The organism is Occultella kanbiaonis (genome assembly GCF_009708215.1).
GTDB classification, from domain to species: Bacteria; Actinomycetota; Actinomycetes; order Actinomycetales; family Beutenbergiaceae; genus Occultella; species Occultella kanbiaonis.
This window is the reverse complement of record NZ_CP046175.1, coordinates 4,997,545-5,018,382: the sequence shown is the minus strand read 5'-3', so window position 1 is coordinate 5,018,382 and position 20,838 is coordinate 4,997,545. Positions and strand designations below refer to the sequence as shown.

At 71.2% G+C, this 20,838-nt stretch carries 15 protein-coding genes and 3 tRNA genes; 10 read left to right on the top strand and 8 right to left on the bottom strand.

Annotated elements, in window-relative coordinates; translation table 11 throughout:
- Window positions 1-189: 189 nt before the first annotated feature.
- The 9 genes from GKS42_RS22990 (at window position 190) to purM (ending at window position 14,453) form a co-directional block, all read left to right on the top strand.
- Window positions 190-1,239 carry a LacI family DNA-binding transcriptional regulator gene (locus tag GKS42_RS22990; RefSeq protein ID WP_154795938.1) on the top strand — a complete coding sequence of 350 codons (1,050 nt, stop codon included), beginning with the start codon at window positions 190-192 and terminating at the stop codon, window positions 1,237-1,239.
- Window positions 1,240-1,359: 120 nt separating this feature from the next.
- Window positions 1,360-2,766, top strand: a complete 1,407-nt coding sequence (locus tag GKS42_RS22985) for an NAD-dependent malic enzyme (protein WP_154795937.1) — start codon at window positions 1,360-1,362, stop codon at window positions 2,764-2,766.
- Between the two features lie 85 nt (window positions 2,767-2,851).
- Window positions 2,852-3,877, top strand: coding sequence for a ribosome small subunit-dependent GTPase A (gene rsgA / locus GKS42_RS22980; RefSeq protein WP_232847813.1), 1,026 nt, complete (start codon window positions 2,852-2,854; stop codon window positions 3,875-3,877).
- A gap of 192 nt (window positions 3,878-4,069) precedes the next feature.
- A complete protein-coding gene (locus tag GKS42_RS22975; RefSeq protein ID WP_154795935.1) occupies window positions 4,070-8,938 on the top strand; it encodes an ExeM/NucH family extracellular endonuclease in 4,869 nt (1,622 codons plus the stop codon).
- A 167-nt stretch (window positions 8,939-9,105) separates the two neighbouring features.
- On the top strand, window positions 9,106-9,465 hold the full coding sequence (locus GKS42_RS22970) for a sterol carrier family protein (RefSeq protein ID WP_154795934.1): 360 nt from the start codon (window positions 9,106-9,108) through the stop codon (window positions 9,463-9,465).
- Window positions 9,466-9,531: 66 nt separating this feature from the next.
- On the top strand, window positions 9,532-10,062 hold the full coding sequence (locus tag GKS42_RS22965) for a hypothetical protein (protein WP_154795933.1): 531 nt from the start codon (window positions 9,532-9,534) through the stop codon (window positions 10,060-10,062).
- Window positions 10,063-10,118: 56 nt separating this feature from the next.
- Entirely contained in the window at window positions 10,119-11,675 is a 1,557-nt protein-coding gene (locus tag GKS42_RS22960; RefSeq protein WP_174791109.1) for an RNB domain-containing ribonuclease, read from the top strand.
- Between the two features lie 55 nt (window positions 11,676-11,730).
- Window positions 11,731-13,332 carry an amidophosphoribosyltransferase gene (gene purF / locus GKS42_RS22955; protein WP_154795932.1) on the top strand — a complete coding sequence of 534 codons (1,602 nt, stop codon included), beginning with the start codon at window positions 11,731-11,733 and terminating at the stop codon, window positions 13,330-13,332.
- Window positions 13,329-14,453 (top strand): phosphoribosylformylglycinamidine cyclo-ligase, encoded by a 1,125-nt coding sequence (purM, locus tag GKS42_RS22950; protein WP_154795931.1) that lies wholly within the window; start codon window positions 13,329-13,331, stop codon window positions 14,451-14,453. Before purF ends, purM begins: the two co-directional genes overlap by 4 nt.
- A gap of 575 nt (window positions 14,454-15,028) precedes the next feature.
- Here the strand turns inward: purM and GKS42_RS22945 are convergent.
- The 8 genes from GKS42_RS22945 to GKS42_RS22910 all read right to left on the bottom strand — a co-directional run bounded on the left by GKS42_RS22945 (window position 15,029) and on the right by GKS42_RS22910 (window position 20,197).
- Window positions 15,029-15,220 carry a DUF3073 domain-containing protein gene (locus GKS42_RS22945; protein ID WP_154795930.1) on the bottom strand — a complete coding sequence of 64 codons (192 nt, stop codon included), beginning with the start codon at window positions 15,218-15,220 and terminating at the stop codon, window positions 15,029-15,031.
- 205 nt (window positions 15,221-15,425) lie between these two features.
- Window positions 15,426-15,734, bottom strand: coding sequence for a DUF3618 domain-containing protein (locus GKS42_RS22940; protein WP_154795929.1), 309 nt, complete (start codon window positions 15,732-15,734; stop codon window positions 15,426-15,428).
- On the bottom strand, window positions 15,731-16,138 hold the full coding sequence (locus GKS42_RS22935; protein WP_154795928.1) for a phage holin family protein: 408 nt from the start codon (window positions 16,136-16,138) through the stop codon (window positions 15,731-15,733). Before GKS42_RS22935 ends, GKS42_RS22940 begins: the two co-directional genes overlap by 4 nt.
- Window positions 16,139-16,246: 108 nt before the next feature.
- Complete coding sequence (locus tag GKS42_RS22930; RefSeq protein WP_154795927.1) at window positions 16,247-18,847, bottom strand: ABC transporter permease; 2,601 nt, start codon at window positions 18,845-18,847, stop codon at window positions 16,247-16,249.
- Complete coding sequence (locus GKS42_RS22925) at window positions 18,847-19,638, bottom strand: ABC transporter ATP-binding protein (RefSeq protein WP_154795926.1); 792 nt, start codon at window positions 19,636-19,638, stop codon at window positions 18,847-18,849. The genes GKS42_RS22930 and GKS42_RS22925 overlap by 1 nt, the downstream gene beginning before the upstream one ends.
- A 252-nt stretch (window positions 19,639-19,890) precedes the next feature.
- Window positions 19,891-19,963 (bottom strand) — tRNA-Phe (locus GKS42_RS22920).
- A 45-nt stretch (window positions 19,964-20,008) separates the two neighbouring features.
- Window positions 20,009-20,082 (bottom strand) — tRNA-Asp (locus GKS42_RS22915).
- A 42-nt stretch (window positions 20,083-20,124) separates the two neighbouring features.
- Window positions 20,125-20,197: transfer RNA gene (locus GKS42_RS22910), tRNA-Glu, on the bottom strand.
- A gap of 206 nt (window positions 20,198-20,403) precedes the next feature.
- Here GKS42_RS22910 and GKS42_RS22905 point away from each other — a divergent pair.
- The gene (locus GKS42_RS22905) at window positions 20,404-20,754 is read left to right on the top strand and encodes a metallopeptidase family protein (protein WP_154796915.1); all 351 of its coding nucleotides are present in this window, start codon (window positions 20,404-20,406) and stop codon (window positions 20,752-20,754) included.
- The last annotated feature ends 84 nt before the right edge of the window (window positions 20,755-20,838 follow it).

The window sequence follows — 20,838 nt, the reverse complement described above, 5'->3', positions numbered from 1 at the left end:
GTGGGTCTCGGCAGCGATGCCTCGACACGAAACTTTCGGATTTGCACCGATACTTTGTGGTGGTGACTGTAGGTCGATGATGTGAGCGATGTCAACGGACGGTAGGTCACGGAACGGAAACGGTTGCGAGTCCGGTCGGGTCAGGTGGTAGCGTCGCACCGAAAGTTGCGGGTAGGAGTGAGGTCAGCCATGGCGCAGTCGTCGGGTCCTGAGACGGGGCCTGAGCCGAGTACGCCGCGCGGCAAGGCGACGATCGCGTCGATCGCCGCCGAGGCCGGGGTGTCGGTGCCGACCGTCTCGAAGGTGCTCAACGGGCGGCCGGACGTCTCCCAGAAGACACGCGAGCGGGTCGAGGAGGTCCTCGCCCGGAACAGCTACCGGCGTCGACGTTCGAACGGCTCGGCCGGTCCCGCGCTGATCGACCTGGTGTTCCACCAGCTGGGTTCTCCCTGGGCGATCGAGATCATCCGCGGGGTCGAGGCGGTCGCCGCGACTGAGCATGTCGGTGTGGTGCTCTCCGAGCTCGGTGGCAAGCACCGCCCGCCACAGGACCTCCTCGACGCGGTCCTGGCGCGGCGCCCGCTGGGGGTCGTGCTGGTCCTGTCCGGACTCGACCGGGAGCAGCGGCACCAGCTCGAGAGCCGTTCGATCCCGTTCCTGGTCGTGGACACCGACGGCGAGCCGCCGGCCGGGGTACCCACGGTGGGCTCGAACAACTGGAGCGGCGGCCTCAGTGCGACCCGGCATCTGCTCGAGCTCGGCCACCGCCGGGTCGCGGTGATCAGCGGGCCGGCGGACGTCCTGTGCAGCCGGGCCCGGGTGGACGGGTATCGCACGGCACATGACGAGGTCGGCATCGCGCTCGACCCGACGCTGACCCGGTACGGCGACTTCAGCGTCGACGGCGGGTACCGGTACGGGATGGAGCTGCTGAGCCTGCCGGACCGCCCGACGGCGATCTTCGCGGGCTCCGACATGCAGGCCCTCGGGGTGCTGCGAGCGGCCGACGAGCTCGGCCTGCGGGTGCCCGAGGACGTCTCGGTGGTGGGCTACGACAACCTGCCGCTGGCCGAGTGGGTGGTACCCCAGCTGACCACCGTGAACCAGCCGCTCTACGACATGGGCGCGACCGCCACCCGGATGCTGCTCGGCATCGCCAGGGGTGAGGCGCCGATCAACCGGCGCCTCGACCTCGCCGCCGAACTGGTGGTACGCCGCTCCACGGCCCCGCTCGTCTGACGCTCGCGCCGAGCCGCGCTGCCACCGCGCAGCGGCTGCGGCACAATGACGAACGGCGCTCCGATCGACGACGCGGGGCGCGAACTCCCTCCGAGTGCGGTGAAGGCGGTCCAGCAGGCGATGAGTGCACCCAGCGTCAGTTACTCGATCACGGTCCGACTGGAGATGCCGGCCAGGCCGGCGGCGGTCAGTTCGATCACGACCGCCGTCGAGGAGGCCGGGGGAGTCGTCACGGCCGTCGACGTCTCCGCGTCGGGTATCGACCGCCTCCAGGTGGACGTCACCTGTGCCACCGGCGGCGAGGACGACGCCGCCCGGATCGTCGAGGCGCTCGGCACGGTCGAGGGGGTGACGATCGGGCGGGTCTCGGACCGGACGTTCCTCGCCCACCTGGGCGGCAAGATCGAGATCCAGCCCAAGATGCAGATCCGCCACCGCGACGACCTCTCGCTCATCTACACCCCGGGCGTCGGGCGGGTCTCGCAGCAGCTCGCCGCGCACCCCGAGGACGCGGTCCGGCTCACCATCAAGCGCAACACCGTCGCCGTGGTGACGGACGGGTCGGCCGTGCTCGGCCTCGGCAACATCGGCCCGATCGCGGCGCTGCCGGTGATGGAGGGCAAGGCCGCGCTGTTCAAGCGGTTCTCCGGGATCGACGCGTTCCCGCTCTGCCTGGACACCCAGGACGTCGACGAGATCGTCCGGACCGTGAAGATCGTGGCGCCGGTGTTCGCCGGCATCAACCTGGAGGACATCTCCGCGCCGCGGTGCTTCGAGGTCGAGGACCGGCTCCGCGCGGAGCTCGACATCCCGGTGTTCCACGACGACCAGCACGGCACCGCCATCGTCGCCGTCGGCGCCCTCACGAACGCGCTCAAGGTGGTCGGCAAGGACATCGGAGACGTCCGGATCGTGCAGTCCGGGGCGGGCGCCGCCGGCTCGGCGATCCTGCGCCTGATGCTCGCCGCCGGGGCGCGCGACGTGGTGCTCGCCGACGTCGAGGGCATCATCCGGGCCGACCGGCCGAACCTGGAGCCGACCCTCGCCTGGATCGCGGAGGCCACCCAGGGGGACCGGTACGGCGCCACCCTGACCGAGGCCATGGTCGGCGCGGACGTGTTCATCGGCGTCTCCGCACCCAACCTGCTCACCGAGGCGGACATCGCCGCGATGGCGCCGAACTCGATCGTGTTCGCGATGGCGAACCCGGTGCCCGAGGTGGACCCGGCGATCGCGACCCGGCACGCCGCCGTCGTGGCCACCGGCCGCAGCGACTTCGCGAACCAGATCAACAACGTCCTCGCGTTCCCCGGCGTGTTCCGCGGCCTGCTGGACGCCCGATCGACGCGCATCACCGACGACATGCTGCTCGCCGCCGCGCACGCCCTCGCGGGCGTCGTGACCGCCGACGAGCTGAACGCGACCTACATCGTCCCCAGCGTGTTCCACCCGCACCTGCACACCGCGATCGCGGCTGCCGTGAAGGCGGCCGCCGAGGCCGATCCGACGGCGGTCGCACCGGACTGAACCACGGCCGTCCGCGAGCGCTCGCGCCGGGTGCGCGTACCGGCCCGCCTCAAATTCCCTTGCCGGGCTGCCTACCGTCGATGGTGTGGACGAAGGTGGCACACGCACTGAAGAGGGGCGGATCTCCCGGGTGGACCGGGGTTCGGTCTGCGTGCTGCTGCCTGCGGCGGGTCCGCGCGAGCAACCGGCGGAGCTGACCATCGCCACCGGCCGGGACGGCACCCTGCCGGCCGTGGTCGGCGACCCGCTGCACCCCGCCGTCGGGGACCGGGTGGTGCTCGACGGCGACCGGACGCTGGTCGCGCCGCGGACGAGTGAGCTCGCCCGGGACGGGTCGGACCGCACGTCCGTGGAGCAGGTGATCGCCGCGAACGTGGACGTGGTGGTCATCGTCGAGCACCTGGAGCCGGCGCCGTCGCTGGGACGCCTGGAACGGATGCTCACCATCGCGTGGCGCTCCGGCGCCATCCCACTGGTGGTCCTGACCAAGGCGGACCTGGTCTCCGACGCTGCCCACTGGGTCACCGAGGCCGGCGCCGTCGCTCCGGGCGTCGGCGTGGTCGCCATCAGCGCGAGCACCGGTGCCGGGCTCGACGAGCTCGAGGCGCAGCTGGGCGAGGCGCAGACCCTGGTGCTGATCGGTCCCTCCGGTGCCGGCAAATCGACCCTGGTCAACGCGCTCGCGGGCGCGGACGTCATGGTCACCGGCGTGGTCCGCGGCGACGGCCGCGGGATGCACACGACCACGCACCGTCAGCTCGTGCCGCTGCCCGGCGGCCGCCTCCTGATCGACACCCCGGGATTGCGGTCGGTGGGCATCGTGGCCACCGAGGAGGCCGTCGCCGCCACCTTCGAGGACATCGCCGCCCTCGTCGAGCTGTGCCGGTTCAACGACTGCGCGCACGAGCGGGAGCCGGGCTGCGCCGTCGTGGCGGCACTCGACGCCGGGGAGCTCAGTGAGCGGCGGTTCGAGTCCTGGCGCAAGCTCCAGCGCGAGGCACGCCGTCAGGCCGCCCGCGCTGACCACCGGATCGCCGCCGAGCAACGGCGGCAGGTCCGCTCCCGCGGTCGAGACGCCAGGGAGGCGTCCCGGATCAAGTCCCGGCACTGACCGGAGCCGGGGCACGCCGTCCGGCACGGAGGCGGATGAACCGCGACCATCGAGCACCACGAGCCGGTTGAACGTTCCATGACCCAGCGGTGAACTCACTCGCCGACAGAGCCCAACCTCTTCCGGCCCTCACCCGGGGGCGCTACCGTGCCGGTACCCCTGTTATCTGGATCACACAAAGGATGCCCCCACATGTCACCATCCTCCAGGGGCGGACGCAGGCATGCGTTCCGCCCGATAGCAACGATCACGACACTCGCGCTCGCGAGTCTCGGCGCCGCGGTCCCCGCGTTCGCCGCCGCCTCACCGCAGGACGACCCCAGCAGTGCCTCGGCCGGACTCTCCTCGGGGGATGAGAGCGCCGCGACCTTCGTGCAGACCGATGGGTCGATCTTCATCAGCGAGATCCACTATGACAACGCGGGCACCGACGCCCGCGAGTTCATCGAGATCCAGGCGCCGGCCGGCACCAGCCTGAACCGCTGGACCGTGGTGCTCTACGGCGCCGACGGCGTCGCCTACAACACCTCGAACGTCCGCGGCTCCGCGAGCAATGGCACGGTGGTCGTCAACTACGGCTCCGAGTCCATCGTCAACGGCACCGGTGGGGTCGCCCTGGTGAACCCCGACGGCGGTGTCGTCGAGTTCGGTTCCTACGGCGGGTCGATCACCGCGGCCGACGGCCCGGCGGCCGGTCTGGCCAGCACCGACCTCGGCGTGCAGCAGGCCGAGACCGAGCGCGGCCTGACGTTGCAGCGGATCGGCACCACGTGGACCGGCCCGGTCGCGAGCACGCAGGGCGCGCTGAACCCGGAGCCGGAGCCCGAGGTCGAGGCGTTCATCAGCGAGATCCACTACGACAACGCCGGTGCCGACACCGGCGAGGCCATCGAGGTCCAGGCGACGGTCGGGGCGGACCTGACCGGCTGGACCCTGGTTCTGTACAACGGCAACGGCGGCAACAGCTACGACACTGACCCGGTCGGCGGCGTGGTGCCGGACGCGGGCGTCCTGGTCGTGAACTACCCGACCGACGGCGTCCAGAACGGCTCGCCCGACGGCGTCGCGCTCGTGGACGCGGACGGCAACCTCGTCGAGTTCCTCACCTACGAGGGCGCCTTCACCGCGAACAACGGACCGGCGGCCGGGGTGGCCGGCACCGACATCGGTGTCAGCGAGGCAAGTTCCACACCGATCGGTCAGTCCCTGCAGCTCATCGACGGCGTCTGGACCGGCCCGGCGACGAGCTCGTTCGGCGCCATCAACACCGCAGAGGACCCGGGCGAGCCCGGTGAGCCCGGCGAGGACACCCACACCATCGCGCAGATCCAGGGCACCGGCGACGCCTCGCCGGTGGTCGGTCAGACCGTGACGACCACCGGTGTGGTCACCGCCGCATACCCGACCGGTGGCTTCAACGGCTACTACCTGCAGACCGCGGGCAGCGGCGGCGACGTGGATCCGAGCACGCGTACCTCCTCCGACGCGGTGTTCGTGTTCTCGGCGGCCACCGTGGCCAACGTGCAGATCGGTGACCACGTCCAGGTGACCGGGACCGTCGTCGAGTTCAACGGACTCACCGAGATCACCGTCGCGGCCGGCGGGGCCGTGGTGCTGGACACCCCGGCCGAGGCGGTCAAGCCGATCGAGGCGTTCGCCCTGCCCGGTACCGACACCGAGCGTGAGGTCTTCGAGGGCATGCTCGTCGCCCCCGTGGCCGACTACGTCGTCTCCGACACGTACGCCCTCGGCGGGTTCGGCACCACTCGATTCGGGTCCATCGGGCTCGGCCTCGGTGGGCCGCTCGTGCAGGAGACCGACGTCGCCCTGCCCGGCACGCCCGAGTTCGACGCCGTCGCGGCCGACAACGCCGCCCGTGCGATCACGCTCGACGACGGCCAGTCCAACCGCACGGACCCCAGCGCGGAGGTTCCCTACCTGACCGGCGCGCCGGACGCGCGCACCGGCGTCGGGCTCACGTTCGTCAGCCCGGTGATCGTCGACTTCCGGTTCCAGTGGAACTTCCAGCCGACGAGCCCCGTCGACGGCAACGCCGACGACGTGGTGCTGTTCAACACGGGCAACACCCAGGCGGCCAACGCCACCCCGCAGGATGTGGGCGGCGACCTGACCATCGCCACCTTCAACGTGCTGAACTACTTCACCACCCTCGGCGCGGACCTGCCCGGTTGCGTGCCGTTCACCGACCGGGACGGCAACCCGATCACGGTCAACACCGGCTGTGACGCCCGGGGAGCCTGGGACGAGACCAACCTCCAGCGCCAGCAGGACAAGATCGTCGCGGCGATCAACGGACTCGGTGCGGACGTCGTCTCCCTCGAGGAGATCGAGAACTCGGCGCAGTTCGGGCAGGACCGGGACACCGCACTCGCTGCCCTCGTCGATGCCCTGAACGCCGACGCCGGTGCCGGCACCTGGGCGTTCGCGCCCTCGCCGGCCGTGCTCCCGGATCTCGCCGATCAGGACGTCATCCGGAACGCGTTCATCTACCAGCCGGCCAGCGTGGAGCTCGCCGGTGAGTCGGTCGTGCTCGTCGGCTCAGCGGCGTTCGAGAACGCTCGTGAGCCGCTCGCCCAGGCGTTCACCGCCGTCGGCACCGATTACACGTTCCTCGCCGTGACGAACCACTTCAAGTCCAAGGGAGGCGACTGCGGCGACCTGCCGGAGGGCTGCTTCGACGCGGACCGGGTGGCTCAGGCGCAGGCGCTGACGGTGTTCGCGCAGGGGGTGGCCGACGCCGCCGAGGTGGAGGACATCTTCCTGCTCGGTGACTTCAACTCCTACGGCGCGGAGAACCCGGTCGTCGCACTGGAGGACGCCGGCTACACGAACCTGAACACCGAGGAGACCACCTACGTCTTCGACGGCAAGGTCGGTTCGCTCGACCACGTGTTCGGCAACGCGTCCGCGCTGGAGCAGGTCACCGGCGTGGACGTGTGGAGCATCAACTCGGTCGAGTCGGTGCTCGCGGAGTACTCGCGCTACAACTACTTCGCCAGCGAGCACTTCCAGGCCGGGACGCAGTTCCGGGCCTCGGACCACGACCCGATCATCGTCGGGATCGACGTGCCGGAGACGGTCACGCCCACGGTGGACATCAACCTCCTCTCGATCAACGACTTCCACGGCCGGATCGAGGCGAGCGGTGAGTCCGCGGGTGGCGCCGTCCTGTCCTGCGCGGTGAACACGTTCCGGACCCAGAACCCGAACACCCTGTTCGTCTCCGCCGGGGACAGCATCGGGGCGTCCACGTTCACCTCGTTCATCCAGCAGGACCAGCCCACGATCGATGTGCTGAACACGATCGGCCTGGACGTCTCGGCGTTCGGCAACCACGAGTTCGACCAGGGTCAGGACGACGTGAACGACCGGGTCATCCCGGCGTCGAACTGGCCGTACGTGGCCGCGAACATCGTGGACGCCAACGGGGACCCCGTGTACGACCCGTACACGATCCTCGACGTCGACGGCATCTCGGTCGGCTTCATCGGTGCGATCACCGAGGAGATGCCCGCCCTGGTCTCCCCGGCCGGCATCGAGGGCCTCACCTTCAGCGACATGGGTGAGGCGGTCAACTCCTACTCGGCGCAGCTGTCCGACGGGGACGACGCCAACGGTGAGGCCGACGTGATCGTGGTGCTGGTGCACGACGGTGCGTCCGCCCCGGACCTGTCCAGCGCCGACGGCACGCCGTACGGTGACCTGGTCGCCGGCGCGGACTCCAACATCGACGCGATCATCTCCGGGCACACCCACCAGGCCTACGTCCACGATGTGGACGGCACCTGGGTGACCCAGACCGGTCAGTACGGCGAGGCCATGGGCAACCTGGCCCTGACCGTGGACCGGGCCACCGGTGAGGTCACCGCCGCCACCGCCGAGAACGTGGACCTGGTCCCCGTTGCCGGTAACCCGACGGCGACCCCGCCGATCCCGAGGCAGACCTACTGCGAGGGTGACCCTGCGGTGCAGGAGATCATCGACGAGGCCGTGGCCGTCGCCGACGAGCTCGGTGCGGTGCCGCTCGGCCAGATCACAGCGGACTTCAACCGGGCGCGTCAGACGAACGGTTCGGAGAACCGCGGTGGCGAGTCCACCCTCGGGAACTTCGTCGCGGACGTCCAGCTCTGGGCGGCGCAGCGGACCAACCCGAACGCGCAGATCGCCTTCATGAACCCGGGCGGCCTGCGGGCGGACATGACGTACGCCGCCTCCGGCAACGAGGGCGACGGCGTGCTCACCTACCGTGAGGCGGCGATCGTCCAGCCGTTCGCGAACACCCTGGTCACCACCGTGCTCACCGGTGACCAGCTCGCCCAGGTGCTCGAGGAGCAGTGGCAGCCCAGCGGTGCCTCCCGGCCGTTCCTGCGGCTCGGTGCCTCGGCCGGGTTCCTCTTCACCTACGACCCGAACGCCGCGGTCGGCGAGCGGATCCTGGACATGACCCTGAACGGCGAGCCGATCGATCCGGCCGGTCAGTACACGGTCGTGGTGAACTCGTTCCTCGCCTCCGGCGGTGACAACTTCGCCACCCTCGGTGAGGGCACGAACACCCAGGACTCCGGCCAGAGCGACCTCGTCGCCATGGTGGACTACATGGCGGCGTTCGGGTCCGCGACGCCGGACCTCGCCCAGCGCGGCGTCGGCGTCAGCTGGGTCTCCGACCCGGCGGCCGAGTACGCGGCCGGTGACGAGATCGCCCTGGACCTGTCCTCGCTGGCCTTCTCGGCCGGTGAGCCGGTTCCGGCGGAGGTCGCCATCACCCTCGGTGGTGAGCAGGTCGGCACCGCGGCGGTCGACCCGGCCATCGTGGACACCACCGACGAGGCCGGCCGGGCCCAGGTGCGGGTGACCGTGCCGGAGGGCCTGGAGGGCACCGTCGACCTGGTCATCAGCGATGACAACGGGACCTCGGTGACCACCACCGTCACGGTGGCGGCCGACGAGGAGCCCGAGGAGCCGACGTCCCCGTGGGAGGCGTTCGCCCGCTTCCTCTGGGCGCTGTTGAAGTTCCTCTTCCCGTGGTGGCCGTGGCCGTGATGAGCCCGGGCCGGGCCTCCTGGAGGCCCTAGCCCGGTAGGCAGAGCCGGACGCCCGGTCCCGCACCGCGAGGTGTGGGACCGGGCGTCCGGTCGTTCAGCAGCAGCGAACGCTCGTGAGGGTTGAGCGGGCCGAGGGCCGGCGGGAGGACGGGTAGGTTCTCTGCCATGGCACGACGGCGGATCGGCACCGAGCAGGGCGAGGCGGCACTGTCCGCGTGGCGGGCCGACGGAGCGCAGTCCGCGCCGGCCGACGTGCGCACCGCGGTGCGGTACAGCCTCGAGGAACTCGGTGAGGTGGCGCCCGGCAACTCCGTCGAGGTGCGGGTCCCACCGGCCGGGGTGGTGCAGGCCATCGAGGGACCACGGCACACGCGCGGCACCCCGCCGAATGTGGTGGAGATGGATCCGCAGACCTGGCTCGGCCTGGCCACGGGCGAACTGACCTGGGCCGACGGCGTCGCGTCGGGCCGGGTCAGAGCCTCCGGGCAGCGCGCGGACCTGAGCGCCGTGCTCCCGCTGTTCTGACGGGTAGCCCGACGTGGAGTGCGCCCGCGTCCTCCGGTCCCATTCCAGGCGGGTAACGTCTCCGGCATGAGCACGTTGGAACAGGGCGACACCGAGCCCGACGGCGAACGGGAGCCGGTCCCGCCCGTCCCCTCGGTCATGCCCACCCCGGTCGCGGCGGAGGGTGGTGAGGCTCCGGTCGACCAGCCGGCGGTGCTGGACTCCGACGTGGTCGCCCAGCAGCCCGACGACGGCGCAGACGCCGCCGACGGCGCCGATCCGGCCGATCCAGCCGACGACGAGCCGGCGCCGGCCTGGGCGGAGTCCGCCGAGCAGGTCTCGGACACCACCGACCTCGACCTGGCCGCGATCGCCGACCGGAGCCACGTCCGCCGGGCGCCCCGGTTCGGCCGGTTCGCCGGCTTCGGCGTCGCCCTCGGGATCATCATCGCCTTCGCCTTGTCCCGGCTCGGCGAACCGACCGAGTACCTCGACCGGGGCGGCATGTTCATCCTGCTGATGGCGATGCTCGCCCCGTTCGGCGCTCTGGTCGCGTGCCTGATCGCGGTGCTGTTGGATCGGACCAGCAAGCGTCACCTGGACGCCGACCAGCACTGACTCCGGCCGCGGCCGCTGGAGCACCGCAGCACCGACCCGATCCAGAGGAGCCCGACGTGCCCCGACGAACCGTTCACCTCGATTCCGCGGCCACCCAGACCGTGGGACCGGCACTCGCCGAGATCCGCAAGGAACTGGAGGTCCCCGGACCGTTCAGCGAGGACGCGGTCGCCGAGGCCGAGGTCGCGGCCGCGGCGGCACCGACGGGTGGCCTGGACGCCACGGACGTCGAGTTCGTGACGATCGACCCGCCCGGCGCGAAGGACCTCGACCAGGCGCTGCACCTGGCCCGCCAGGGGGACGGTTACCTGGTCCGGTACGCGATCGCGGACCCGGCGTCGTTCGTGACGCCGGGCGGCGCCATCGACACCGAGCTCGCCGACCGCGGCGTGACGTTCTACGGCCCGGACGGCTCGATCACGCTGCACCCGCCGGTGCTCTCCGAGGGTGCCGCGAGCCTGCTCGAGAACGTCGAACGGCCCGCCTGCCTGTGGGAGATCGTCCTCGATGCCACCGGAGAGATCACGTCGGCGAAGGTCCACCGGGCCCGGGTGCGCAGCCGCGAGCAGCTCACCTACGACGAGGTCCAGGAGCGCATCGACGCCGGCACCGCGAGCGACTCCCTCGCCCTGCTTGCCGTGGTCGGCGGGCTGCGCCAGGAGCGGGAGCGCGCCCGTGGCGGGGTGTCCCTGGAGATCCCCGAGCAGGAGGTCGACGTCGACGACGGCGGCTACCGCCTCGAATACCGCGCCACGTTGCCGGTCGAGGAGTGGAACGCGCAGATCTCCCTGCTGACCGGGATCGCCGCGGCGAGCCTCATGCGGGGCAAGCGGGCCGGGATCTTCCGCACCCTGGAGCAGGCCGACCCTCGCGACGTGAAACGGCTGCGCCGGGCTGCGCACGGTCTCGGCATCGACTGGCCGGCCGACGCCTCCTACGGCGACCTGCTGGCGACCCTCGATGCGGCCGTGCCGGCCCACGCCGCGTTCGCCCAGGAGGCGACGTCCCTGTTCCGGGGCGCCGGCTACCTCGCCTTCGACGGGGAACTGCCCCCGACGTCCGAGCACGCCGCGATCGCCGCCGAGTACGCCCACGTCACCGCGCCGCTGCGCCGGTTGGTGGACCGGTACGGGCTCGAGGTGTGCCTCGCGGCCACGGCCGGGACCGACGTGCCGGACTGGGTTCGCGAGGCGCTGCCGGGGCTCCCCAAGATCATGAGCCGGTCCGGTCAGCGCGCGAACTCCTACGAACGGGCCTGCGTGGACCTCATCGAGGCGGTGCTGCTGCAGCCCCGGGTGGGGGAGACCTTCGACGGCGTGATCGTCGACCTGAACGAGCGCCGCAACGGCAGGAACGCGAACAACGGCGGCAACGCGACCGCTGGCGCGAGCGGCACGAACGCAACCGACCGCGGAGGCGACGCCAAAGCAGCGGACGCAACCTCCGCCGTCGTACCGGCCGTTGTGCAGGAGGGCACCGTGGTGCTCGCCGACCCGGCCGTCCGCGCGACGGTGACGGGCGCGAACCTGCCGCTCGGCGAGTCCGTGCGCATCCGCCTGACCGTCGCGGACCCGGGCTCACGGGACGTCCGGTTCGAGCTCGTCACCGACTGAGGGCAGCTCGTGCTCCGGAGTTCGCGACGCCGGGCGCCTGTGGGACGATAGGCGCGTGGTACGCGGAGATGGTCGGCTGTCGCATGAACTCCTCCCAGGCGAGAAGGGCCCTCAGGACGCTTGTGGCGTCTTCGGGGTCTGGGCCCCGGGTGAGGAGGTGGCGAAGCTCACCTACTTCGGGCTCTACGCCCTGCAGCACCGCGGCCAGGAGTCGGCCGGGATCGCGACCAGCAACGGTCAGCAGATCCTCGTCTACAAGGACATGGGCCTGGTGTCCCAGGTCTTCGACGACATGTCGCTGCGGACGCTCACCGGTCACATCGCGCTCGGCCACGCCCGCTACTCCACGACCGGCGCGAGCACCTGGGAGAACGCGCAGCCGACCCTCGGGCCGACGTCGTCGGGCACCGTGGCCCTCGGACACAACGGCAACCTGACCAACACGGGCGAGCTCATCACCCTCGTCGGCGAGCGCTACGGGCCGGAGCAGCGCAAGAAGCTGCTCGACGGCGGAGCCTCCGACACGATGGTGCTCACCGCGCTGCTCTCGGGAGACCCCGAGCACACGCTCGAGATGACGGCGGCCGAGGTGCTGCCGCGGGTGCGTGGCGCGTTCTCGCTCGCGTTCATGGACGAGCACGCCCTCTACGCCGCGCGCGACCCGCAGGGGGTCCGCCCGCTGGTGCTGGGCAGGCTGGAGCGCGGCTGGGTCGTCGCCTCGGAGACCGCGGCGCTGGACATCGTGGGCGCCTCGTTCGTGCGCGAGGTGGAGCCCGGTGAGCTGATCGTCATCGACGAGGACGGGCTGCGCACGCAGCGGTTCGCCGAGGCGGCACCGAAGGGCTGCGTGTTCGAGTACGTGTACCTGGCCCGGCCGGACACGGCGATCGCCGGCAAGTCGGTGAACGCCGCCCGGGTGGCGATGGGCCGCGCGCTCGCGAAGGAGCACCCGGTGGACGCGGATCTGGTGATCCCGGTGCCGGAGTCCGGCACCCCCGCGGCCATCGGCTACGCAGGAGAGTCCGGCATCCCGTTCGCGCAGGGGCTCACCAAGAACGCCTACGTGGGCCGCACCTTCATCCAGCCGAGCCAGACCATCCGCCAGCTCGGCATCCGGCTCAAGCTGAACCCGCTGCGCGAGGTCATCGCCGGCAAGCGCCTGGTGGTCGTGGACGACTCGATCGTGCGCGGCAACACCCAGCGTGCGCTCGTGCGGATGCTGCGCGAGGCGGGGGCCGCCGAGGTGCACATCCGGATCTCCTCGCCGCCGGTGAAGTGGCCGTGCTTCTACGGCATCGACTTCGCGACCCGGGCCGAACTGATCGCGAACGGCCTGAGCGTGGACGAGATCGGCCACGGTCTCGGTGCGGACTCGCTCGGCTACATCAGTCTCGAGGGCATGATCCGGGCGACGGAGCAGCCGGAGTCCAAGCTCTGCGCGGCGTGCTTCACCGGGAAGTACCCGATCGAGATCTCCGAGTACGGCGCTTCCGTGCAACTGTCCGAGCAGACCCAACTGCCGATCCTGGACGGCCCCGGCCCCGGCCCCGGCCCCGGCGACGGCCTCGGCCCCGAGCACAGGCTCGGCGCACCGGAGGACGGACTCACCTCGCTCACGGTCGCGAGCGGTGGCGCCGGGGCGCTGATGCACCCGTGAGCGACCAGGCCGCCCCGGTCACGTACGCCTCCGCCGGTGTGGACACGCACGCCGGTGACAAGGCCGTGGAACTGATGAAGGACGCCGTGCGGGCCACGCACGGGCCGCAGGTGCTCGGCGGAGTCGGCGGGTTCGCCGGCCTGTACGACGCCAGCGCCCTGCTGACGTACCGCAAGCCGCTGCTGGCCACGTCGACCGACGGCGTCGGCACCAAGGTCGCCATCGCCCAGGCGATGGACATCCACCACACCATCGGCTACGACCTGGTCGGGATGGTGATCGACGACATCGTCGTGGTCGGTGCGAAGCCGCTGTTCATGACGGACTACATCGCCTGCGGGAAGGTGGTCCCGGAGCGGATCGCCGACATCGTCCGTGGCATCGCCGGCGCCTGCGAGGTGGCCGGCGCCGCGCTCGTCGGCGGCGAGACCGCCGAGCACCCCGGCCTGCTCGAGCCCGACGAGTACGACGTGGCCGGCGCCGCCACCGGCGTGGTGGAGGCCGACGCGCTGCTCGGCCCGGAGCGGGTCCGCGCCGGTGACGTGCTGATCGCCCTGGGAGCGAGCGGGCTGCACTCCAACGGGTACTCGCTCGTGCGCCGGGTGATCTCGCTCGCCGGGTGGGAGCTGGACCGGGACGTGCCGGAGTTCGGGCGCACCCTCGGGGCCGAGTTGCTCGAGCCGACCCGCGTCTACGCGGCCGACTGCCTCGCGCTCGCGGCCGACCCGGGCGCGGGTGTGCATGCGTTCACGCATGTCACCGGCGGCGGGCTCGCGGCGAACCTGGCCCGGGTGCTCCCGGAGGGCCTCGTGGCCACCGTTGACCGGTCGTCCTGGGTGGTGCCGCCCGTGTTCGACGTGGTCCGCCGGCTCGGGTCGGTGCCCTGGACGGACCTGCAGAACACCCTCAACCTCGGCGTCGGAATGGTGGCGGTGGTCGACGCGAACGGGGTCGACGCCGCGCTCGCCAGGTGCCGCGAACTCGGGCTGCCCGCGTGGGAGCTGGGCACGATCGCGGCCGCGGAGGACCTCGACGCCGACGCCTCGGCCGAGGTGATCTCCGGTACGAAGGGCGTGCACGGAGGCGGCGTTCGACTCGTGAACGACTACCGGACGTCCTGACCCCGGCGCGCAGCACCTGACGGCGCGTCGTAGCGTAACGACAGATCCTGCGAGGCCTGCCCGCAACATTCGCGGGAGCGGTGTGAATCTGACGTACCCGGTACGTCAGATTCACACCCCAACAGGTCGCCACCACCCCCCCGCAGCACTGTCGGGCGGGCCTCCGGGTCGCCGACGGCGCGTGGGTCACCTGTGCACTGGCCTTCACCACGCCGAGCGGACCGCCCGGAGGACCGCGGAGATCCGTCACCATCGCTGCTGCGACAGTGACCCGCGCAACGGCTGATGGTGTGGTTCCGACGTACGGGGTACGTCGAGACCACACCGCAACGTGGATAGGCACCACGGGATGGTGTAGCGATTCGCTCGCGTTCGAGTGCTCTGACAGCGTGCCGACGCGAGCCCGCCCACGCCGTCGGGCAGCACCGTGACGTGGGCCCGACCACCCGGCCCGACCATCGCTCTTGCGACGGCACGCCGGACCTGCCGACACCCGCCGCCGGACGGTGGCGCGCCTCGATGGCCCTACCTACCTACGTCGGCCCAGCGCGCCGGGCCCGCCCCCGCTCAGTGGATCAGTTGCGCCGCGACTGCGGCGACCACTCGTCCTCGTCATCAGCGGGCGGTACGTCGTACCGGTCCGCGAGGTCGGTCTGGGTCGGACTCGTCAGCTCACGTTCGAGTGCGCTGTAGTCCGTCTCGGGGCTGTAGTACTTCAGCTGCCGAGCGACCTTGGTCTGCTTCGCCTTTTGACGGCCGCGCCCCATGGCGTGACCCCCTCCGCTTTGGTGCCGGTGTCACACCGTCCGGGGACGTAGTGACGACCGGGAGTGGGTTATCTGTCGTGGGACCCACCGTACCTTGTCACGGTGGCGATGGGCGAACCCGTTTGGTGCAACGGATGCCGTGGCACCGCTATTCCGCTAACGGAGAACGCGCCGCCCCGGCCGGGACGGCTCGCTCAGCCGGAAGTCAGCGACTGCGCCGCAGGACCGAGATCCCAACGATCGCGGCGACCACCGCGGCCGCCGCACCGACGATGCCGATCGCTCGGGGCTCACCGGCCTTCACGTCGCCGGCGAACGCCTTGGCCTGCTCGGTGGTGTTGTCCGCGAGGTTCTTGGCCTGATCCTTGAGGTCACGCACCTGACGGCGCGGGTCGACCCGGCTGGTCAGCTCGTCCATGTTCTTGGTGATCTCGGCGCGGGTGCGCAGCAGGTCCGCCTCGATCTCGGCGGCCGTGCGCTTGCGGGTCTCCGGCTTGTCCTGCTCGGTGCTCACGACTTGACTCCCGCCTTGATGGCCTCGATGTCCTTCATCACATTCTCCTTCGTCTGCGGCGACGGTGCGCTCTTCAGCGCAGCACGTCCGGCCAGGCCGGCGATCGCGGCGATCAGGAGGACCACGCCGGCGACGATCAGGGAGGCGGCCCAGTACGGCAGCGCGGTCGCGAGGCCGAACATGGCGGCAGTGAGGAGCCAGCCGAGACCGAAGAGGGCGAACACCCCGGCGACGGCGAAGAGCGCGCCGGTCACGCCGAAGGACTTGCCCTTCTCGGCCAGCTGGGCCTGGGCGAGCTGGAGTTCGTCCCGGACGAGCGTCGAGAAGTTCTCGGTGAGCTTGCCGACCAACTGGCCGATGGACGGTTCACTGGCTCCGGGCGGGGGTGTTCTGCTGTCAACCACCGTGACTCACCTCTCATGGACTCGCGGCGCGTTGCGCGCACGCGTACTGGGTACAGCCAATCGTGCCGGGGGCCGATCGGCAACACGGTGCCCGCGTGGCGGCCTCCCTCACTCCTGGGCGATCGCTTCGAGGACGGGCAGCCGGGAGGCCCGGATCGCGGGCCAGACGGCGGCCAGGACCCCGACGACCGCGGACAGCGCCACGATCGCGGCGAGCTGGTCCCACGGGATGGCGAGCACGGACAGACCCTGGTCGGCGAACACCGACCGTACGGCGGCAGCCAGCGCCACGCCCACGACGACGCCGACCGCCGTCCCGAAGATCGCCGTCAGCACCGACTCGATCACGATCGTGACGGACAGCTGCAGGCGTCCGAGGCCGACCGCGCGGATCAGGCCGATCTCCCGGGTCCGCTCGATCACGGACAGCGCGAGCGTGTTCACGATGCCGAGCACGGCGATCACGACGGAGAGGGCCAGCAGGGCGTAGATGATCACCAGTGCCTGGTTCACCTGGTCGGCGATCTGGTTGACGAGCTCGTCCGCGGTCAGCGCCGTCACGACGACGTAGGGCTCGATGATGGCGTCCAGCTGGTCGCGGAGCTCGGCGAGCGGGACGCCATCGACGCCGTCGACGCCGACCATCACCACGTTCGCGGGGGCGGGGCCGAGGAGTTCGGCGAGCTGGTCCTCGCCGATGGTCACGTCCGCGTTCAGCGCCTGCGAGTTCGTGATGGCGCCGACCGTGAGGGTCAGCTCGGTGACATCGGTGCGCAGGGTGATCTCGTCGCCGAGCTGCCAGCCGTACTCGAGGGCGGCGCTCGTGCGCAGGGCGGCCTCGCCGTCGGCCAGGGTGGCGAGGTCGCCCTCGAGGGTCTCGATCTCCAGGGTGGTGCCGAACGCCGCGGGCGGCGCCCCGATGACCGTGGTGGAGGTCGGGTCCAGGCCCGGCCCGCTCAGCTCGACGGGTGCCGTCGACAGGGCGTCGGCACGGGCGACGTCATCGAGGTCGGCGATGGCGGCGACGGCCTCGGCCGGCACCGCGTTCGTGGCGGACAGGACCACGAAGTCGGCGCGGTACTCGGTCTCGACGATCGCCGTCGTCGACTCACGGGCGGACGCGGCGAGCACCGTGCAGGCAGCGACGAGGGCCATGCCGATCATCAGTGCGCCCGCGGTGCTCGCGGTGCGGCGCGGGTTGCGCATCACGTTGCCGCGGGCGAGCCTGCCGAGCGGCTTGATGGCGGCGACGAACGGTGCCGCCAGCACACCGAGGGTGGCCCGGGCGATCACGGGCGAGAGGGCCAGCATCCCGACGAGGACGGCGCCCGCGCCGATGCCGAGCCAGGGGCCGGGCTCGAGCCCCCAGTACGGGTCCTCGGCGGTGGACACGGCCACGGACACGTAGGTCGCCGCGACCCCGATCAGGAGCAGCACGGCGCCGGCCAGCGCGCGCCAGCGCAGGGACTTCTCGGTGACGGTGACGTCGTCACGCATCGCCTCCACCGGCGCCGTCAGCGCCGCCCGGCGGGCCGGCACGGCCGCGGCGACGAGGCTGACCAGGGTGCCGATGCCCAAGCACAGGACGGCGGTGAACGCGGTGACCGGGGCCTCGCCGGTGAGGTTCATGCCGAACCGGGACAGGATCCAGCGGATCAGGTCCACCAGGGCCACGCCGCTGAGCAGACCGATGGCCGAGCCGACGAGGCCGACGGCGAACGCCTGGGTGAGCACGACCGTGAAGACCTGCCCCGGCGAGGCGCCGAGCGCGCGCAGGAGTGCGTACTCGCGCTGGCGTTGGCGCACGGACATCGCGAACGTGTTCGTGATGATGAAGGCGCCGACGAACAGCGCGATGCTCGCGAACACCAGCAGGAACGTGCCGATGAAGCCGATGATCTCGTTGATCGCCTCGGACGCCTCGGCCCGGACGTCGTCGCCGGTGCGGGCCTCGAGGTTCGCGTCGGGATGGTCGGCGAGCACGGTCTCGGTGATGGCATCGACCAGGTCCGACTGGCTGACGCCGTCCTCGCCGTAGACGGCGATCGAGTTCACGAGCCCGTCGGGGGCGAACAGGTCGGCGGCCACGTCCGCGTCGAGGAACGCGAGGGTGGCGCCGGACGTGGGGGAGCCGTACGAACCCTCGGCGACGACAGTCACCTCCCGGACCTCGCCCCCCAGCACGACGGTCGTGGTGTCGCCAAGGGCAAGGCCGGAGGAGTCCAGCGCACTGCTTTCCAACCCGATCTCGTTCGGTCCCACGGGTACCTCGCCGGCGACCAGGTCGACCGCCGGGTCGTCGGGGTGCAGGGCGAGCGCCAGGCTGGGCGCCTGGCCGTTGACGACGGCGGTGCCGTCCGCGCCGACGATCACGATCGGTCCCTGGACGTCGGGCAGGGCCCGCGAGACGCCGTCGACGGCGGCCACCTCGTCAGCGAGGGTGATGTCGATGCCGTCCCGGGCGCCACCGAAGCCGGCACCCGGGTCCGGCGGGCCGTCCGGAAGGCCGTCGTCGGTGGTGGTGGCGACGCTGCGCAGGTAGGCGTCGCCCTGGAGGGAGCTCTCGACGATGGAGTCGAAGGTGTCCGAGAGCATCGCCCTCAGGATGAACGTGCCGGCGACGAACGCGACGCCGAGGATCACGGCGAGCACGGACAGGGCGAACCGGACCCCGTGTGCGCGGATCTCGCGAAGGCTGACCCGCAGCATCAGGAGGCGTCCTGCTCCCGCGCCTCACCGAACGCGGCGAGGGCCTCGAGGATGTCCGCCTCGGCCGGGTCATGGAGCTCGCCGACCAGGGCGCCGTCGGCGAGGAAAATCACCCGGTGGGCGTAGGAGGCCGACCGGGGGTCGTGGGTGACCATCACGACGCTCTGGCCGAGGTCGTCGACGCTGCGGCGCAGGAACCCGAGCACCTCGCCGGCCGCCTTGGAGTCGAGGTTGCCGGTGGGTTCGTCGGCGAACACGATCGACGGCTTGGCGACCAGGGCGCGCGCGCAGGCGACCCGCTGCTGCTGGCCGCCGGAGAGTTCGGTGGGTCGGTGGGTGAGCCGATCGCCCAGGCCGAGGGTGTTGATGACCGTGTCGAAGCGGTCGCGGTCGACCGGGGTGCGGGCGATGTCGAGCGGCAGCGTGATGTTCTCCGCCGCGGTCAGGGTGGGGACCAGGTTGTAGGCCTGGAAGACGAAGCCGATCCGGGTGCGGCGCAGGTTGGTGAGCTGACGCTGGGACATCGAGGAGATGACCTGGCCGTCGACCTCGACCGTGCCGGAGGTGGGGGTGTCCAGACCGGCCATGCAGTGCATCAGGGTGGACTTGCCCGAGCCCGAGGGGCCCATGATCGCGGTGAGCCGGCCACGGCCCAGGTCGACGTCCACGCCGCGCAGGGCGTGCACGGCCGTGGCGCCGGCGCCGTAGACCTTGGTCAGCCCACGGGCCGAGGCGATCGGGTCATCAGCGGGTTCGGGGGAGCTGGAGGCGGGAGCGGCGTGTCGGCCCATGGTGCGATTATTCGTGGTCCGGTCGCGCGAGGGGATCACTCAGGAGGGTGAGATCCCTGCGGCGTCCTACGACCGGGGGCGCAGAGCGGGCTGCGTCGGCTGCCGGTGGACGAGTTCCCAGGGCGTCGGCCGCGGACCGGTGCGAGGTGAGCCGGACCCTCAGCCACCCGAGCCCGACCGCCCGGGCCGCGCTCCGCCGTCGGGCATGAGAAACGCCGCGGACCGAGTGGTTCGCGGCGTCTGCTCCGTGTGTGGCTCCGACCGGCGTCGATCCGGTGACCTTTCGATTTTCAGTCGAACGCTCTACCAACTGAGCTACAGAGCCTTGAAACGAACGCCCGGTCATCTGCATGACCGGGCGGATGTTTCGCGACCCCGACCGGACTTGAACCGGCGACCTCCGCCGTGACAGGGCGGCGCTCTAACCAACTGAGCTACGGGGCCTCAGGTGAGGCTTGAGTCTACGTGCGATGCAATTGTGGTGCGTACCCCCAACGGGATTCGAACCCGTGCTACCGCCGTGAAAGGGCGGGGTCCTAGGCCGCTAGACGATGGGGGCCCGGTTGAAGCTGAGCGCCCGTGACGCTGTTCGGCGCCCCAAGACCTCCGAAAGCATACGGTACGCGAGGCCCGCGGAGCAAAACGCCCGGGCCCTCTGTGTGCGAGGTCACGTCGGGGTGGTTCCGGGGCGGTCCGGCGGGCACGCATGGCCGCCGTGGACCTGGGAGATCCGCCATCTGCTGTCACACTGGGGCGGTGATCGAGATGTCCCGCGAGGAGTTCGAGGAGGCCGTCGCCGACGGCCTCGACCTGATCCCCGAGGAACTTGCCAGGCACATCAGCAACGTCGTGATCCTGGTCGAGGACGAACCGCCCACCGACTCCGACGACCCGGACCTGCTCGGCCTCTACGAGGGCACTCCGCTCACCGAGCGTGGGGAGTGGTGGGCGGCCGGCTCGCTGCCGGACCGGATCACGATCTTCCGCAACCCGACGCTGCGCTTCTGCGAGTCCACGGACGAGGTGGCCGAGGAGGTCGCGGTCACCGTCATCCACGAGATCGCCCACCACTTCGGGATCGACGACGACCGGCTCCACGAGCTCGGCTGGGCCTGACGCCGCGGGCTGCCGGTCGCCGAGCGCGAGGTTGTTGGCCCGCGAGCTCTTTTGGCAGCCAACAACCTCGCGCTCGACGGCGGA

Excerpts from the sequence above, each read along its gene's own strand:
- GKS42_RS22945 (WP_154795930.1), bottom strand. The coding sequence starts at position 15,220 with ATGGGGCGCGGCCGTCAAAAGGCGAAGCAGACCAAGGTCGCTCGGCAG.
- GKS42_RS22925 (WP_154795926.1), bottom strand. The coding sequence starts at position 19,638 with ATGGGCCGACACGCCGCTCCCGCCTCCAGCTCCCCCGAACCCGCTGAT.
- GKS42_RS22975 (WP_154795935.1), top strand. The coding sequence starts at position 4,070 with ATGTCACCATCCTCCAGGGGCGGACGCAGGCATGCGTTCCGCCCGATA.
- GKS42_RS22905 (WP_154796915.1), top strand. The coding sequence starts at position 20,404 with ATGTCCCGCGAGGAGTTCGAGGAGGCCGTCGCCGACGGCCTCGACCTG.
- GKS42_RS22930 (WP_154795927.1), bottom strand. The coding sequence starts at position 18,847 with ATGCTGCGGGTCAGCCTTCGCGAGATCCGCGCACACGGGGTCCGGTTC.
- GKS42_RS22970 (WP_154795934.1), top strand. The coding sequence starts at position 9,106 with ATGGCACGACGGCGGATCGGCACCGAGCAGGGCGAGGCGGCACTGTCC.
- GKS42_RS22965 (WP_154795933.1), top strand. The coding sequence starts at position 9,532 with ATGAGCACGTTGGAACAGGGCGACACCGAGCCCGACGGCGAACGGGAG.
- GKS42_RS22985 (WP_154795937.1), top strand. The coding sequence starts at position 1,360 with ATGAGTGCACCCAGCGTCAGTTACTCGATCACGGTCCGACTGGAGATG.
- GKS42_RS22990 (WP_154795938.1), top strand. The coding sequence starts at position 190 with ATGGCGCAGTCGTCGGGTCCTGAGACGGGGCCTGAGCCGAGTACGCCG.